Source organism: Companilactobacillus furfuricola (assembly GCF_003946325.1).
Classification (GTDB): Bacteria; Bacillota; Bacilli; order Lactobacillales; family Lactobacillaceae; genus Companilactobacillus; species Companilactobacillus furfuricola.
Genome location: NZ_RHNT01000059.1, coordinates 1 through 15,068 on the forward strand (window position 1 = coordinate 1; position 15,068 = coordinate 15,068).

At 38.7% G+C, this 15,068-nt stretch carries 18 protein-coding genes; 7 read left to right on the forward strand and 11 right to left on the reverse strand.

Annotation, left to right across the window (positions count from 1 at the left end):
* Positions 1-135: 135 nt before the first annotated feature.
* The 3 genes from EKM78_RS10920 to EKM78_RS10930 all read right to left on the reverse strand — a co-directional run bounded on the left by EKM78_RS10920 (position 136) and on the right by EKM78_RS10930 (position 2,209).
* Positions 136-960, reverse strand: a complete 825-nt coding sequence (locus EKM78_RS10920) for a WxL domain-containing protein (protein WP_125772189.1) — start codon at positions 958-960, stop codon at positions 136-138.
* A 117-nt stretch (positions 961-1,077) separates the two neighbouring features.
* Positions 1,078-1,644: a hypothetical protein gene (locus EKM78_RS10925; protein ID WP_211334369.1), complete on the reverse strand. Its 567-nt coding sequence runs from the start codon at positions 1,642-1,644 to the stop codon at positions 1,078-1,080.
* 37 nt (positions 1,645-1,681) lie between these two features.
* Positions 1,682-2,209 (reverse strand): GNAT family N-acetyltransferase, encoded by a 528-nt coding sequence (locus tag EKM78_RS10930; protein WP_125772193.1) that lies wholly within the window; start codon positions 2,207-2,209, stop codon positions 1,682-1,684.
* 116 nt (positions 2,210-2,325) lie between these two features.
* Here EKM78_RS10930 and EKM78_RS10935 point away from each other — a divergent pair, with 116 nt between their 5' ends.
* From EKM78_RS10935 to tpx, 3 genes are all read left to right on the forward strand, one after another.
* Positions 2,326-2,649, forward strand: a complete 324-nt coding sequence (locus EKM78_RS10935; protein WP_125772195.1) for a type II toxin-antitoxin system antitoxin — start codon at positions 2,326-2,328, stop codon at positions 2,647-2,649.
* A gap of 11 nt (positions 2,650-2,660) precedes the next feature.
* Positions 2,661-3,467, forward strand: coding sequence for an SPFH domain-containing protein (locus EKM78_RS10940; protein WP_125772197.1), 807 nt, complete (start codon positions 2,661-2,663; stop codon positions 3,465-3,467).
* Between the two features lie 91 nt (positions 3,468-3,558).
* Positions 3,559-4,053, forward strand: a complete 495-nt coding sequence (gene tpx, locus EKM78_RS10945; protein WP_125772199.1) for a thiol peroxidase — start codon at positions 3,559-3,561, stop codon at positions 4,051-4,053.
* Positions 4,054-4,223: 170 nt separating this feature from the next.
* On the opposite strand, the gene EKM78_RS10950 is transcribed toward tpx, so the two are convergent.
* Positions 4,224-4,988, reverse strand: coding sequence for a flavodoxin family protein (locus EKM78_RS10950; protein WP_125772201.1), 765 nt, complete (start codon positions 4,986-4,988; stop codon positions 4,224-4,226).
* 93 nt (positions 4,989-5,081) lie between these two features.
* Between EKM78_RS10950 and EKM78_RS10955 the strand changes: the two genes are divergently transcribed.
* The gene (locus EKM78_RS10955; protein ID WP_125772203.1) at positions 5,082-5,723 is read left to right on the forward strand and encodes an SDR family oxidoreductase; all 642 of its coding nucleotides are present in this window, start codon (positions 5,082-5,084) and stop codon (positions 5,721-5,723) included.
* Between the two features lie 116 nt (positions 5,724-5,839).
* Here the strand turns inward: EKM78_RS10955 and EKM78_RS10960 are convergent, their stop codons facing one another.
* A complete protein-coding gene (locus tag EKM78_RS10960; RefSeq protein WP_125772205.1) occupies positions 5,840-6,691 on the reverse strand; it encodes a YitT family protein in 852 nt (283 codons plus the stop codon).
* A 165-nt stretch (positions 6,692-6,856) separates the two neighbouring features.
* Between EKM78_RS10960 and EKM78_RS10965 the strand changes: the two genes are divergently transcribed.
* Positions 6,857-7,723 carry an NAD(P)-dependent oxidoreductase gene (locus tag EKM78_RS10965; RefSeq protein ID WP_125772207.1) on the forward strand — a complete coding sequence of 289 codons (867 nt, stop codon included), beginning with the start codon at positions 6,857-6,859 and terminating at the stop codon, positions 7,721-7,723.
* Positions 7,724-7,819: 96 nt separating this feature from the next.
* On the opposite strand, the gene EKM78_RS10970 is transcribed toward EKM78_RS10965, so the two are convergent.
* Together EKM78_RS10970 and EKM78_RS10975 are read right to left on the reverse strand one after the other, a co-directional pair.
* A complete protein-coding gene (locus EKM78_RS10970; RefSeq protein ID WP_125772209.1) occupies positions 7,820-8,239 on the reverse strand; it encodes a DUF805 domain-containing protein in 420 nt (139 codons plus the stop codon).
* 9 nt (positions 8,240-8,248) lie between these two features.
* Positions 8,249-8,590, reverse strand: coding sequence for a fluoride efflux transporter FluC (locus tag EKM78_RS10975; RefSeq protein WP_125772211.1), 342 nt, complete (start codon positions 8,588-8,590; stop codon positions 8,249-8,251).
* A 210-nt stretch (positions 8,591-8,800) separates the two neighbouring features.
* Between EKM78_RS10975 and EKM78_RS10980 the strand changes: the two genes are divergently transcribed.
* Positions 8,801-9,196, forward strand: coding sequence for a winged helix-turn-helix transcriptional regulator (locus EKM78_RS10980; RefSeq protein WP_125772213.1), 396 nt, complete (start codon positions 8,801-8,803; stop codon positions 9,194-9,196).
* 81 nt (positions 9,197-9,277) lie between these two features.
* Here EKM78_RS10980 and EKM78_RS10985 read toward each other — a convergent pair whose 3' ends face one another.
* From EKM78_RS10985 to gnd, 4 genes are all read right to left on the reverse strand, one after another.
* Positions 9,278-9,694: a fluoride efflux transporter FluC gene (locus EKM78_RS10985; protein ID WP_125772215.1), complete on the reverse strand. Its 417-nt coding sequence runs from the start codon at positions 9,692-9,694 to the stop codon at positions 9,278-9,280.
* A 233-nt stretch (positions 9,695-9,927) separates the two neighbouring features.
* Positions 9,928-11,280: a gluconate:H+ symporter gene (locus EKM78_RS10990; RefSeq protein ID WP_125772217.1), complete on the reverse strand. Its 1,353-nt coding sequence runs from the start codon at positions 11,278-11,280 to the stop codon at positions 9,928-9,930.
* A 71-nt stretch (positions 11,281-11,351) separates the two neighbouring features.
* Complete coding sequence (gntK, locus tag EKM78_RS10995; RefSeq protein ID WP_125772218.1) at positions 11,352-12,902, reverse strand: gluconokinase; 1,551 nt, start codon at positions 12,900-12,902, stop codon at positions 11,352-11,354.
* Positions 12,903-12,926: 24 nt separating this feature from the next.
* Positions 12,927-13,826: a phosphogluconate dehydrogenase (NAD(+)-dependent, decarboxylating) gene (gnd, locus tag EKM78_RS11000; protein ID WP_125772219.1), complete on the reverse strand. Its 900-nt coding sequence runs from the start codon at positions 13,824-13,826 to the stop codon at positions 12,927-12,929.
* A 136-nt stretch (positions 13,827-13,962) separates the two neighbouring features.
* Between gnd and EKM78_RS11005 the strand changes: the two genes are divergently transcribed.
* A complete protein-coding gene (locus tag EKM78_RS11005; RefSeq protein ID WP_125772220.1) occupies positions 13,963-14,832 on the forward strand; it encodes a MurR/RpiR family transcriptional regulator in 870 nt (289 codons plus the stop codon).
* Positions 14,833-15,068 lie beyond the last annotated feature (236 nt).

Here is a 15,068-nt window from a genome sequence, read left to right on the forward strand (position 1 = left end):
AACAAAAAATGGACGAAAACCAAAAATCGGTTTTCGTCCATTTTTTATTGTACAGAGAACACTTATGTCACATTCTCTTTTAATCAGACATTCTTTTAAACATTTTTTACTAGACAGCCAAAAACAAAATTGTTATTACTTGCCATTAGCAGATTGAGAAGCTGATGAATTATCTCCAGTTGTTGCTGCTGCAGCAGCATTTAATGTCCAAGTAATTTTTGATTTCCATTCATTAATCGCATTGTCAGATTTTGATCCTTTTGGAACATATAAAGAAGCCGCATTTTGACCTTCAAAAATCATCTTGTATGTACCCATAAGTTTATCTTCAGGCTTTGCCGTTAAGATCTCAGCTGACTTTCCACCAGCAAGTAATGATACTTGACTTGTATGGAGGTTACCAGGAATTGAACCATCAGATGCCAATTTTACAGCTTGTGGTTTTAAATTCATCTTAAATTGTTCTGATCCATTTGCAGCAAATGGAGTACCATTCTTATCAACAAAATCTCCAAGTTGTGCACTCAAAGTAAAACCTTTGTTAGGTGAACCTGGTTCCTTTGAGTCTGCAGTACGTGACTCAGTAATTTGAAGTAAGCCATCTTGATTACCGTCATCTTGAATGGCACTTTGTCCATTCAACAACTCTGCAGTATTGCCCTCAATTGCACGGCCAAAACTAAAGTCAGGGACAGCATCAAGAGATAAAAATCCTGAAATAACTTGAACATTAGCATCAGACTCGGCTGTTGCAGAATTTTCAGGTGTTGCAAAAGCTGCTTCTCCCTTGTTCATATTAGCTGTTGTTGTTTGACCTGCAGGATTAACTGTAAACGTACCTGCATCAGGATTTGTTGAAACTCCTGATTTTGCAGCTTGTGCTGTTGTTGGTGCCAATGCACCCAATGTAATTCCGGCCAAAGCCATAGAACTAACCAAAATATTTCTTGAAATCTTCATGTTAAAATTCCTCCCTAGAATTTTTTCTTTAACACGTTACGAATGTTAGCAGAATTTTTTCAAATTTTAAAGCATAAAATTTAAATATTATTTTATAATTTTGAACTAAATCTGATATTAAAATACTTTTATTCTGTTTTTATTCCAAAATAGCATTAAGATTGACCCAATAATTGCATATCCAATTATTGAGAGATGATCTTTCGTCTCTCCGGTTTGTGGAAAAGTACTCTTACCGTAATCATCCACGATCACTGAAGGTACTCCTTCACTCCCATTACCTGTCGTATGATTGACAGCCTCAAGTCCTCCTTGAGCATTATTCCCTACGTCAGACGATCCATTGTTATTACCGCCACTGTTTCCATGACCAGTTCCTGGACGTCCTGGGTTTCCCGTGCCCGGATGTGTTGGTCCTGGTTTACTAGTATCGTCATTGTTATCTCGATAAACCGTCACTGACGCATCCGAAGTCTTCGACATTGATCCACTATTTTCTAAAAACGTGGGGTTTCGCCTACTCGTATCCGATTGCGCCATGTTTAAACTTAGTCCACCGACGATCCCAATGACGATCGCAAAGCAAATACATATAAGACTAATATTCTTCCGCTTGATCGATTTCTTTCTCGATCTCTTAGCCAACATGATCACACCTTTCTCATAGCAAATTTCACTTATCAAGTGATAAATTAATTAATAAAAAAAAGCGATTTTTTTATTAATTCCCCTTGTCGTTCTTCAGCAAATAATACTTCAGCGTGTTCTCAGCGGAATTAAAATCAAATGGATCTTGGCTGACTTGATAGATATATTTAAATCCCAGCTTAGTGAGAACTAATTGTGGAACAGTATTATTCACCTTCACCGCTGCCCAAACCTCTAAAAGATGGAGTTCGTTGAAAGCATATTCCAGCATCAACTCGATAGCTTCACTGGCATAGCCTTGACGACGAGATTCGTTTGAAATAACAAATCCGATCTCACGAGTCTTATCTAAGCCATTAGAAATCCCTCTCTCATTCAGCTCAATAATTCCTAGCATCCGGTGACTCGATTTTAAAGCAATCACATAAGAGTTGGCAAGCGATAAATATTTATTAAATATATTGATAATTTCATTATCATCCAATGAATATTCTAATCCTGCACTGTCGTGATCATTAGGGTCTTTGACTAACTTAGCAAACTCCAAATAATCATTTTGTTCAAAATTTCTGATCTCAACTTCATTTCCAATTAAGTTCATTTTCAAGCTCTTTTCATATTAATTATAACTTATGTAAATAATTACCATTTTATGATGACAATTTGGCATTCGATCTCTTAGTTTCTAAAATGATATCAAGGTGATATCATTAAAGTATGAAAGAGAAAAAATTTTCACTTAGACTCGACCAAAGCCTCTACGATCAAATCGCTGCTCAGGCTAAAGCTGAGAGTCGCAGCGTAAATAATTTCATTGTCCGCCTTCTCCAAGAAAATTCCCAGAAGGAAAGCTTAGAGAGTCGACAATTTGTCGGGCAAATCATTAAAGGGAGTGAAATTTTAACAGACAGTGCCCTCGTTTCTGTGAACGGAATCTACTATAGATATAGTTTATCAAATGTCGATACGGTTGATAGTAGTGCTTCATATGTTATCAGTGATGCTAACGGAAATATTTTAACGCTGACCCAACTAACTTAAGGAGAATTTATATGTTTGGTATAAAAATAGTACATCAAAATCATAAAGGATTAGTGGAATTTCTAGGTAAATATCATCACAGCGTTGATGCAGGAATGCATTTTTACATTCCTTTCATTCAAAAAATCTATCCCGTTAATTTAGCCATGAATCCTTTGAAATTACCTGACTATTCGATCATTACTAAAGATAATGCTGATGTTCGAGCTAGCGTGACTTTAAATTACCACGTAACTGACGCTGTAAAATACCGTTACGAAAACACTGATTCAGTCGAATCAATGTCACAATTAGTCAGAGGACATCTTCGTGATATTATCGGTCGGATGGATTTGAATGAAGCGTTAGGATCGACTTCGAAGATCAACCAAGAATTAGCTAACGCTATTGGTGACTTAACTAACACATACGGCATCAATGTCGACCGGATCAACATCGATGAATTGAAACCTTCTGCTTCGATCCAAGATTCGATGGATAAACAATTAAAAGCCGACCGTGAACGAGTAGCTGCCATTGCTAAAGCTGAGGGTGAAGCCAAGAGTATAGAATTGACTACTAAAGCTAAAAACGACGCCCTAGTGGCAACAGCTGAAGCTCAGGCTAGAGCTACTAGAACTAGAGCTGAAAGTTATCGGATCGATAAAATGAACGAAAGTTTAGACCGCGCTAAAGAAGGATATTTCCAAAATCAAACTATCGACGCCTTCTCACAACTTGCTAATTCTAGCACCAATACTGTCGTCGTATCGAGTGATCAGATCAGCGATCTCGGCAAAATACCCGTTGTTAAAAAAATGCTTGATAACACTAACTAATTAATACTTATTTAATACCATAATCATATTTCTAGGTTTTTTGAAGAATCTAAACTATACTATTATCAGAAAAAGGAAGGTGTGAATTTTTATGGACGTTACATTTAAAGGCGAAGCAGTTAAAACAGTGGGGGAACCACCTATCGTTGGGGATCAATTCCCTGATTTCACAGTTACTGACAAAGACGGCAAGACTGTTAAGTTAGCAGATCTACTAGACAAGCCACTCTTGATCAGTGTCGTACCAAACATCAATACGAGTGTTTGCAGCATTCAAACTAAGAAATTCAACAATGACGTTGACGGTTACTCAACTGTTAACTTTGTGACCATCTCAACTAATACTGTCGAGGAACAAAGTCACTGGTGTGCTGCTGAAGGTGTTAAGAACATGAAGATGTTGTCTGACGAAAAGCACGACTTCGGTAAAAATACTGGTTTATTGATCGATTCAATGGGTATTCTTGGCCGTTCCGTTTGGGTCGTTGATACAAATAAAGCTATCCTCTATTCAGAGATCCTTGAAGAGGAAACTAATGAACCTAACTATGAAAATGCACTAGCTGCATTGGATAAGTTAAATTAATTACAATAATATAGTAGAAAAGCGTCCAAAATCAGCTGATTTTGGACGCTTTTTATTTGTTTTGCAATAGTTTTCTCTAGCATTAATAGCGATAAAACATTTCGTTTATCAACCGTTAAATGTTATTTATCAAATTTACAATTGTAATCTTCATAAATTTTAGCAAAGCTTTATCTCCGACGATGCTTCATGAATGTTACAAAGTGCAGGATCAACGCTAATAAAACAAAGAATATGATAACGAAACTGACATAGCTGATCCAGAAATTATCCATTGGCATGATTGCTTTTAATGGCACTTGAATACCCATGGTAACCAGAGCCATAATGGCGATCATGAAGAATAGTTGAATATATCTTTTCATGGTTGAATCATCCTTTTCTACTTTTTTAGAAATCTTGTGGCCGTATTTGGCGCATAATTTTACTTTCTTTTCTGGGATCTCTTTCATACCAAAAGTATTTGGCAAGACGATCTCACCGATTTTAATGACACCAGCGGCTGCCATTACGCGGTCGATTGTTTTGAAAGTCTCATCAGTGATACCAGTCAAAAAGTTTTCTGTAGTGCTCATATAGCAAGATGAAAGGCTCAAATAATGCTTGTCCTTGAAAGGTCCAGGAATGGTATCACCATTGTCCTTAAAATACACGAACTTAGGTCGCATACAGTCAAAGAAATCTTTTAAGCGACCGGGACATTCACGCCAATACGTTGGTGCTCCAAATACCCAAACGTCACTTTCCATCAGCTTATCAGCCAATTGATCGAGCACGGGATTTTCTTCGGGATATTTGCGAGGTGTAATATCATAGTTTTCTAGATAAATTGTCTCCGTTTCGACACCCTCATCGACATTATCAAGAACGTGTTGCAACATTTGCGCATTCAAACCATGTTCTTTATGTGATGCTAAAATACCTAATATTTTCATAGTCCCCTCCTGTCTATAATTATAACTAAATTCATTACACTGGCAAAAACAAATTTTTGTTGTTACAGTAAAAGTATTAAAGGAGGAATTCATATGAAGGTTCTAATTATTGGTGCACATGGGAAAGTTGGACGTTTATTAGTCAATGAGCTTCAAGCAAAAAATATTGATTTCGTGGCAGGTTTGAGGAGCCAGGAACAAATCAAAGCTTATTCGGACAACAATATTCCAACACAATATATCGACTTAACTGCTTCGATCGAAGACATCAAGAATTCGATCACCGCTTCAGGAGCTGACGTCATCGTCTTCTCCGCCGGTGCTGGTGGTGCAGGTGCTGATCTTACGATGGAAATCGACTTAGATGGTGCTATCAAGACAATGATGATTGCTGAAGCCATTGGCATCAAACGTTACATCATGGTAAGTTCGATCTACAGTGACGACCGCAGCAAGTGGGAAGCTTCTGGGATCAGACCTTACTTCATCGCCAAGCACTATGCCGACGAACACCTCCGGGGAACAACTTTGGACTACACGATCATCCATCCAGGTACTTTGACTGACGGAGAATCAACTGGCAAGATCAAAGTCCAAGCTAACAACGAAGGCGGCGAAGTCCCACGGATCGACGTTGCTAAAGTAATCGCTCAAGTAATTCAAACTCCTTCCACTATCAAGAAGGACTTCAATTTTGTCAGTGGTGACGAAGATATTGCAACTTCTATTCGCTAAAGTAAAAAGCACGAAAAGATAACCAGTTACTGTCGCTTTCTTAAAAAAGCAACTGTCTTCAAAAATATGTTTCCACTAAAAAATCCAGTAACTCAAATTGAGTTGCTGGATTTTTTTTAATTGTCATTGAATTTACCAACTATACCGATAGTTGGTTGAATATTAATAAAGGCATTTGGATCAACTTTTTTAACCGTCTGTTTAACATTATACAATTGAAATTTCGTCAAGACCATCGTCATTGAGCCGATCTGCTCACCGGAATAAGCACCTGTCAAATTGTGATCAAGCGTGATACCACGATTCATCTTCTTCAACAGAACGTCGGCAATTTCATCGATTTGATGAGAATAAATAATCACCGTGATCTTTTGCTGTTGAATGTACATCCGATCGATCAAAATATTAGTGATGAAAATCGAAACGATCGAATAAAGTGCCAATTCCCAGCCAAATACGATCCCCGCAATACCAATGATAATGGCATTAACGATAAAGCCAACTTGACCGACAGTTCCACCTTTAGTCTTTTGAATAATCAAGGCAATAATATCTGTTCCCCCAGTTGAAAAACCAAAGCGGAAACAAAAACCAGTACCAACACCAACCATGGCCCCACCAAAAATCGAAGCTAGCATCGGATCATCTGTAATTGGATGCAGTGGAATGAAGAGGATAAAAACAGAAGCTGAAACGATCGAAAGCAATGTAAAGACCGTAAACCTCTTCCCCAGCTTTTTCCAAGAAAGTAAGACTAATGGCACGTTGAGCAAGAAGTACCATAAGTAGACTTCAGTATTTACGTGAGCAAATTGGCTGATCAAGTTGACGATCAGCTGCGAGGCACCCATGACACCGGCAGTATAAATTTTAGTCGGCTGCAAGAGCAATTGAATTCCGACAGCTGAGGTAATCCCATAAAAAACCGCAGCCAGAATATTTTTTGAGTATCCTTTAAACATGGCCATAGACGCCACCCCCAAAAATTCAGTATTAGAAGATTATATAACAGAAAAAAGTTAAATGATATAACAATTTACCACATCTCACTTGTAAGCCTATAACAAGAACGTATGCGATTTCAATGTTAAACTGATAATAATTAATAATAATTCAATCGTGGAGGTCTTATCATGAAAAAAATTGGATTCATCGGAACCGGCGTAATGGGCACAGGAATCATCAATAATTTATTAAAAGCCAATTACAACGTCTCAATCTACACTAGAACCAAATCAAAAGCCGACCCACTAATTCAAAAAGGCGCAACTTGGTACCAAGATCCAAAACAACTAACTGAAAACGTCGATGTCATCTTTACTATGGTAGGATTCCCTCAAGATGTCAAAGATGTTTATCTAGACGAAACAAAAGGGATCTTTCAAGCACTAAAATCAGACCAAATAATAGTCGACATGACTACCAGCACCCCAACCTTAGCCAAAGAACTAGGTGAAAAAGCCGAAAAAATCGGTGCAGAATGTCTTGACGCACCAGTATCCGGCGGTGACGTCGGAGCCAGAGATGGTAAATTGACCATCATGGTAGGAGGATCAGAAAAAGCTTATCAAGAACTAGAACCAATTTGGAAAATAATCGGTCAAAGCTACCATAGATTTGGAACCTACGGAGCTGGTCAACATACAAAAATGGCCAATCAAATAATGATAGCCGGAACCATGACTGGCCTAACCGAAATGCTAGTCTACGCTAAGGCTGCCAACTTAAATCTACAAGACGTCTTAAATACCCTAGAAGGCGGTGGAGCCGACAATTGGAGCATGGAAAACTACGTTCCAAGGATCTTAAAGGGAGACTTCAAACCAGGATTTTTCTCAAAGCACTTCTTAAAAGACCTACGAATTGCACTAGAAGAAAGCGAAAAAATGGGATTAGACTTGCCCGCTACTAAGCAAGCCAAAAAATTATACGAAACGCTAGTTGATGAAAAAGGCCTAGGAAACGATGGAACACAAGCTTTGATCAAATTATGGTGGTAAAAAATTGGTAAATAAAAAGTCATCGAACTGACCGCATTGTTGGTCAGTTCGATGACTTTATTATTTTCTATATCAATTTATTTCACTCGCCTGGAGCTACTCTGAAATCAATTGAGGAAAACGATTGTCTTTCTTTTGTGGCAAACAAAGCAAAATAATGATCACCACTAGACCAACAACTGGAATAAGTAGCAGCAACAGCCACCAAGCTCTAAACCCTATATCATGCAAGCGACGAATACTGCCATTGAACAGACCTATTAAATAATAGCCAAAGCAAAGGGCCATCCCAACGCCGCAGACAGCGCTCCAATACCAATCAGAAATTGGTAATGCAAATAAGATCAATAACAAAACTGCGATCAATGCTGCGGTAAACAAAGTCGACCCTAAAAAGCTCCACCAATAATCAGCGCGCCCGCAGCGAGATGCGCCAACGAATAAATTCTTATAAAACAAGCGAGTTGATTTAAAAATACCAGGTTTCTCGCTCTCATTCCAAACTTTATTATCCATATTAACCTCTTATATAATCCTTCCAAGAATAAATCCTAAAATACCTAAACTGTATGACGATGCAAAATAAACAAAACAGCGCAAGTATTGTTTCTGAAACCACAACTGGCTCAGCTCAAAATTGAAAGTACCAAAAGTTGTAAAACCTCCACAAAATCCAGTACTCAAGAACAATAATAAAACATTATCTTTAATTTTAGCAGTTACTGAACCTAAAATAAAAGAACCAGCAATATTAATAAGCAAAGTCATCCATGGAAAATCAATTTTTACTTTTCTCGAGGCTTGTGTCAGTTCATTTCGAAAAAAAGCCCCAAACGATGCCCCTAATGCAACTATAACAACATTCATGTTTTCTCTCCCTAAAAGCACTTGGATGGATCCATCCTATTTTAAAGTACATCATTGTTTAATTCTCGCTAGCCCTGTTATTCATTGGTATTGGCTTGATTTTTTCCCGATGAAAATTGGCGTTACCCAAAAGCGTTAATAGTATCTATTTTAAAAATATCATGCTAATATAATTTTAATTGTTATAAAAATCCTGCTGGGGGTATTAGCATGGAACAATGTATTTATAATATTGGTGTTGAGGCAACCATCGACGTAATCGGTGGTAAATGGAAGCCATTGATTCTCTGCCATCTTAAAAACGGCACCATGAGAACTGGTCAACTTCGCAAAGTCATCCCTAATATTACGCAAAAAGTTTTAACCGAACAATTGCGAGAATTAGAATCTTCAAACATCATTAATCGTAAAGTCTACGAACAAGTACCACCAAAAGTAGAATACTCACTCTCAGATTATGGCAAGACATTAAATGGCCTTTTGAATGAATTGTGTCACTGGGGCGAAGAAGATATTCAAAGAAGACGAAACAATGGTGAATCTATTATCTTATTAGACCAGAATTCTCCGGCAGCAACTGAATCCAACACAACCAAATTAGGCTAACTAGTCGACATTACGTCGACTTTTTTTGTGAAATCAAGTTGCACGTTATAGTTGTTAGTCATCACCAGTTGCCCATCACATTCAGTTCTCTTTTTTTCTTTGAAAATATTCCCGACGAGCTAAATATGCCGCTAAATAATTCCCCAGTAATGCCAACAAAAACCCACCGATCATTGTCGCTAACAAATAAAGCGCTAAAAAACTAAATTGGTTGCTAGCAAAAAGTCGCTGAGTATCAGCCGTGAAAGTGGAAAAAGTAGTATATGCTCCCAGCAAGCCAGATGAAAGCGACAAAACTATCTCAGCTGAAAGGTTAAACCGGTCATGCAAATAATGAATCAACAACGGCAATAACAGTGCTCCCGTCAAATTAACGAACAGAGTCCCCAAAGGAAATCCACTCCCATAACTCTGAAAAACCAGTCCGATCAAATAACGAAATCCACCACCAAAAAGTGCTCCAACAAAAACGGCTAGAAATGAAATCAATCGTTGCAAAAAATCCCCCCTAATCAAAGAAACAGCCAATATCGAATACTTTCAAGAATACCAAAAATTTTAGCAAATGCATAAAAAACAAGTAATAGATACCAAGAAATCACCTTACCAGCTAAAAACAGCATTCCACGATAATAATACCGTATCCCCCCAAAAAAGCTGGTGATGAATCTTACCCCAACAAAAAAGCATCACCCTCCAACAAAGGAAGATGATGCAACATAATGAACAAACTATATGAACAAGCTAAGTACTAGCACGCCTAATAGACCAACGATAGCTATCAAGGTCTCTAATACCGTCCAAGTAAGCAATGTTTCTTTAATAGTTAAATCGAAGTACTCTCTGAACATCCAGAAACCAGCATCGTTAACGTGAGATGCGGCAAGTGAACCAGCACCGACAGCTAGAACGATCAAAGCTGGGTTAACACCAGCGGATGTCATTAAAGGTAGGACTAATCCAGCGGCAGTCAATGAGGCAACTGTGGCTGAACCTAAAGCAACTCTCAATACTACGGCGATGACCCAACCAAGGATCAGTGGTGACATGTTTGTGCCTGAGAAAGCCTTCATAACGGCATCCCCAACACCACCATCGATCAATACTTGCTTGAAGGCACCACCACCACCGATAACTAATAGTAGCATGGCGATGGATTTAACAGCTTCTTCAACAGATTTCATGATCTGTGGAGTCTTGAATCTTCTTGCCCAACCCATTGTGTACATAGCAACTAACAATGAGATCGTCATTGAAACAGCTGGTGTACCAATGAAAGCGATAATTGAATCTAAAGTACTAGGATGTTTTGGTAAACTACCACCATTGAATAACAATTGGTAAATAGTTGTAATAGCCATCAATAATACTGGGAACAATGATGTTAATACTGAGATACCAAATCCAGGTGTATCTTCAAGAGTGAATTCTTTTTGAGGACCTAAAGCTGACAAGTTACCTTTACGATTAAATGCATCTGGCAGCCATTTTTCAGCGATCTTAGTGTAAAGTGGTCCAGCTACGATAACGGCTGGAATAGCAACGATGATACCGTAAAGTAAAACGTGACCAGCGCTGGCACCAAGGACAGCACTAATAGCAGTTGGTGCTGGATGTGGTGGCAAGAATCCGTGGGTAACGGACAGTGCGGCAGCCATTGGGATTCCGAGATACAAAATGGAAACTCCAGCTTCCATAGCAATAGCAAACACGATAGGAACTAATAAAACCATTCCAACTTCGAAGAATAAAGCAATACCAATGATAAATGAAGCAAGCACAATGGCTAATTGCAATCTCTTACGACCGAATTTCTGGATCAATGTGTGGGCGATCCGGTAAGCACCACCAGCATCGGCAACTAAACGACCAAGCATAGCACCGAAACCGAAGACGATCGAAAGTTCACCTAGTTGACTTCCGATACCATCTTGAACACTCGTGGCAATTTTAGTTAAAGGTAATCCAAGTCCAACACCAACAGCGAAAGACGTTACGACTAATGAAACGAAAGTATTTAGTTTTACTTTAATGATCAGGAATAACAGTAGTGCGATCCCCAATACTAACACGACAAATGGCATGTGATAATCCTCCTATAATAGTAATCGCTTTCATATTTGACGATATTAAAACTCGTCCGAGGACGAGTTATTTATTTTTCAGGGCGTTCCTTCATATTCTTTCTTTGGAACTCAGCAATACTCTTGTATTCTGGTGCCAAGATCTTTGAAAGACGGATCCAAATTGGTAGTAATTCACGGTAAACTTCAAAATTATTTGCATCAGGATGGTGAACGTTAGTAACACCGACCATGTTTTTAACCTCTGACAAGTCGTCGATATAACCTAATGAGTACATTCCTAATACGGCAGCTCCTAAACATGAGCTTTCAAAACTTTCGGGGATAGTAACATCTTGTTCAAAAATGTCAGCTAGCATTTGTCTCCAAAGTTCTGAACGAGCAAATCCACCGGTAGCTTGAATACTCTTTGGCTTACCAGCAACGCCTTCGATCATCAACATAACCATGTATAAGTTATAGACGATACCCTCAAGTGCGGCACGGACCATGTGAGCACGTGTGTGTTGTCTAGTCAGACCGAAGAATGAACCTCTAGCGTAGGCATTCCAGATAGGTGCACGTTCGCCACCTAAATATGGGTGGAACAAGAGACCATCTGAACCAGCTGGGATCTTCTCAGCGATTTGTGTCAAAATATCGTAAGAAGAAACTTGCATTTGTTCAGCAGTGATCTTTTCAGGAGCAAACAATTGATCACGGACCCAACGGAAGACGATACCACCGTTATTAACTGGTCCACCAACGACCCATTTGTCCTTAGTTAAGGCGTAGCAGAACAAACGACCATTAGGATCAACTACCGGCTTGTCAACAACTACACGCACGGCACCAGATGTACCGATCGTAACAGCAACAACTCCGGGATCAATCGCGTTAACTCCAAGGTTTGAAAGCACACCATCACTAGCACCAAAGACGAATGGAACATCTTTATCGATATTTAGTAATGCACCGTAACTTTCATTAATTCCCTTGATCGAATCAGTTGGTTCAACTAATTCTGGTAGACGATCTTCGGTAATGCCTAAAAGATCAAGTGCTTGTGGTTCCCACTTAAGTTTAAAAATGTTGAATAAACCTGTTGCTGAAGCAATTGAATATTCCATCTTGTACTCGCCGAACAAACGGAAAAATACGTATGTCTTCAGATCAATAAATTTCTTAGCTTTATTGAATAAGTCTGACTTTTCATTCTTTAGCCAAAGCATCTTGGAAAGTGGTGCCATAGGATGGATCGGTGTACCAGTCTTGGCATAGATCTCAGCACCCAAACCATTGTCTTTCAATTCTTCACTATATTTAGCAGCACGATTATCAGCCCAAGTGATAGCTCTAGTTAAGGGTTGATCATTTTCATCCATCAAGATCAAACTGTGCATTGCTGAAGAAAATGAAACACCTTTTAATTCGCCAGGCTTAACTTTTCCTTTACGTAAAACTTGGCCCAGGACCTCAACGATGGCGCCGAAGATGTCTTCAGGATCTTCTTCAGCCATGTCAGGCGTATCTTGATACAATTGGTAGCCACTATTTGCATAAGCAATAACTTTACCCTTCATATCGTATAAAACTGCTTTGGTACTAGTTGTACCGATATCGGCACCGATCATATAATCCATAAGAAATTCCTCCTGTTACAATTACTACTTCTTCTCGACGTCGTGGCCGCCAAATTCATTTCTAAGTGCTGCTACTACTTTACCTGTGAAAGTGTCATCTTCCATTGAACGATATCTCATCATCAATGATAAGGCGATGACAGGTGTTGGTACTTGTTGCTTCAAGGCTTCCTCTAAGGTCCACTTCCCTTCACCTGAAGAATGCATAACACCTTTGATCTCATCAAGATTAGCATCTTTCGAAAAGGCTGATTCAGCTAGTTCCATCAACCAACCACGGATAACTGATCCGTTTGACCAAACTTTGGCAACAGCTTCATTGTCATAATCAAACTTGCTGTGTTCCAAAACATCGAATCCTTCAGCGATAGATTGCATCATACCGTATTCGATACCGTTGTGGACCATCTTCAAGTAATGACCGCTACCAGCTTTGCCAGTATATAAGTAACCGTCTTTTTGAGCGATTCCTTCAAAAATAGGTTCGATATATTTAAAGATCTCAGGGTCATCGCCACCGATCATGAAGTTACCATCATGATTTGCACCACTCATACCACCTGAAGTTCCACAATCCAAGAAGTTGATCTTGTTCTTTTTAAGAATTTCGTTGTGGCGTAGTGAGTCTTCATAAAAACTATTTCCACCATCGATCACGATATCGCCTTCATCAAGCAATTCACTCAATTGATCGATCGTCATGTTAGTAGGCTTACCGGCTGGTAACATTACCCAAACAATTCTAGGTGCTGCAAGTTTTGCAACTGCATCCTTTAAATCATCAGCGACATCTGCGCCTAATTTCTTTGCATCGGCTTTTGAATCCTCGTTTAAATCAAAAGCTACGACTTCGTTCTTATTTCTAATTAAATTTTCTGTTAGGTTGATTCCCATCTTACCTAAACCAATCATGGCTAATTTCATCGATAACATCTCCTGTGTAATTGCTTTCAACAAAATTTATTATACGAAAACTTTTTTCAACAATCAACTGATATTTGGAAAAAGATTTTCTTATTTGACCGTATTATGTTATTTTATATTTACAGGGAGTAAGGATATGGCAAAAAATATAAATTATGTTATACAGAGCTATTACCACAATTTAAAAGGTTCATATAAGGAAATTGCAGATTATATCTTAGAACATCCGACTTTTGATTCAAGCTTAACCATCAATTCATTGGCTGAATGTTGTGAAGTTTCGATCTCATCAATTTCCCGATTTGCAAAAATGTTAGGCTTCAAAAATTTCCAAGATTTCAAGTTAAGTCTGATCACTTCAAGTTCAGATTCGACCGACTCGCTTTTTCAAGACATCACCGCCAACGATTCATATATAACGATGACGAAAAAGATTTTCAACGGAAACATGTCAACTTTAAAAGCCACGGAAAAAGTTTTGACCGAACGTCAACTAGAAGCAGCAACTTCACTGATCAACAGTAGCAATTCGATCGGATTCTTCGGACTAGGAGCTTCCGGGATCGTTGCACAAGACGGCTTCCACAAGTTCCTTCGCTCAGACAAAAAAGCCTACTACGTTGCAGATTTTCATATGCAATTAATGATGGCCACGAAAATGGGAAAAGACGACTGTGCAGTAGTAATTTCTCACAGTGGTGAAAATCGCGACACACTACAAATAGTTTCCGAGCTAAAGAAAAACCAAGTTAAAGTAATCGGGATAACAAGTTACGGCAACTCTACCCTAGCAGCTAAAGTTGACGTCAGCCTCCTATCGATCTCAGATGAGACGCAATATCAAAACGAGACTCTACACGCAATAATTTCCCAGATTTCTTTGGTGGATACGTTGTTCATGATCACGGCTGTCCACGATGCTAAACAAACAAGCACAGTCTTCAAGGAAATCAGAAAGACGATTAATCTTACGAGAAGAAACCCAAGTGAAAAACCACAAAAATAAGAGAAAGCCAAAGAGTTTGGCTTTCTCTTATTTTTGTTTTGGTTTTGGTTTTGGTTTTGAAATTTTTTTGAGGGTATAGGTTGGGTGGTGGTTCATTGCCGGTCCTGTGGGGGTGGAAGGAATTCGCCGTCAGCCATGAAATTTCACTTAGCGGTTTATCGGTTCTTGTTGTACTTTGGTTAGCCATCAAGAAATTCATCAAGATCTAGGTTGCCTGTTGATTCCAAAAAGACTAG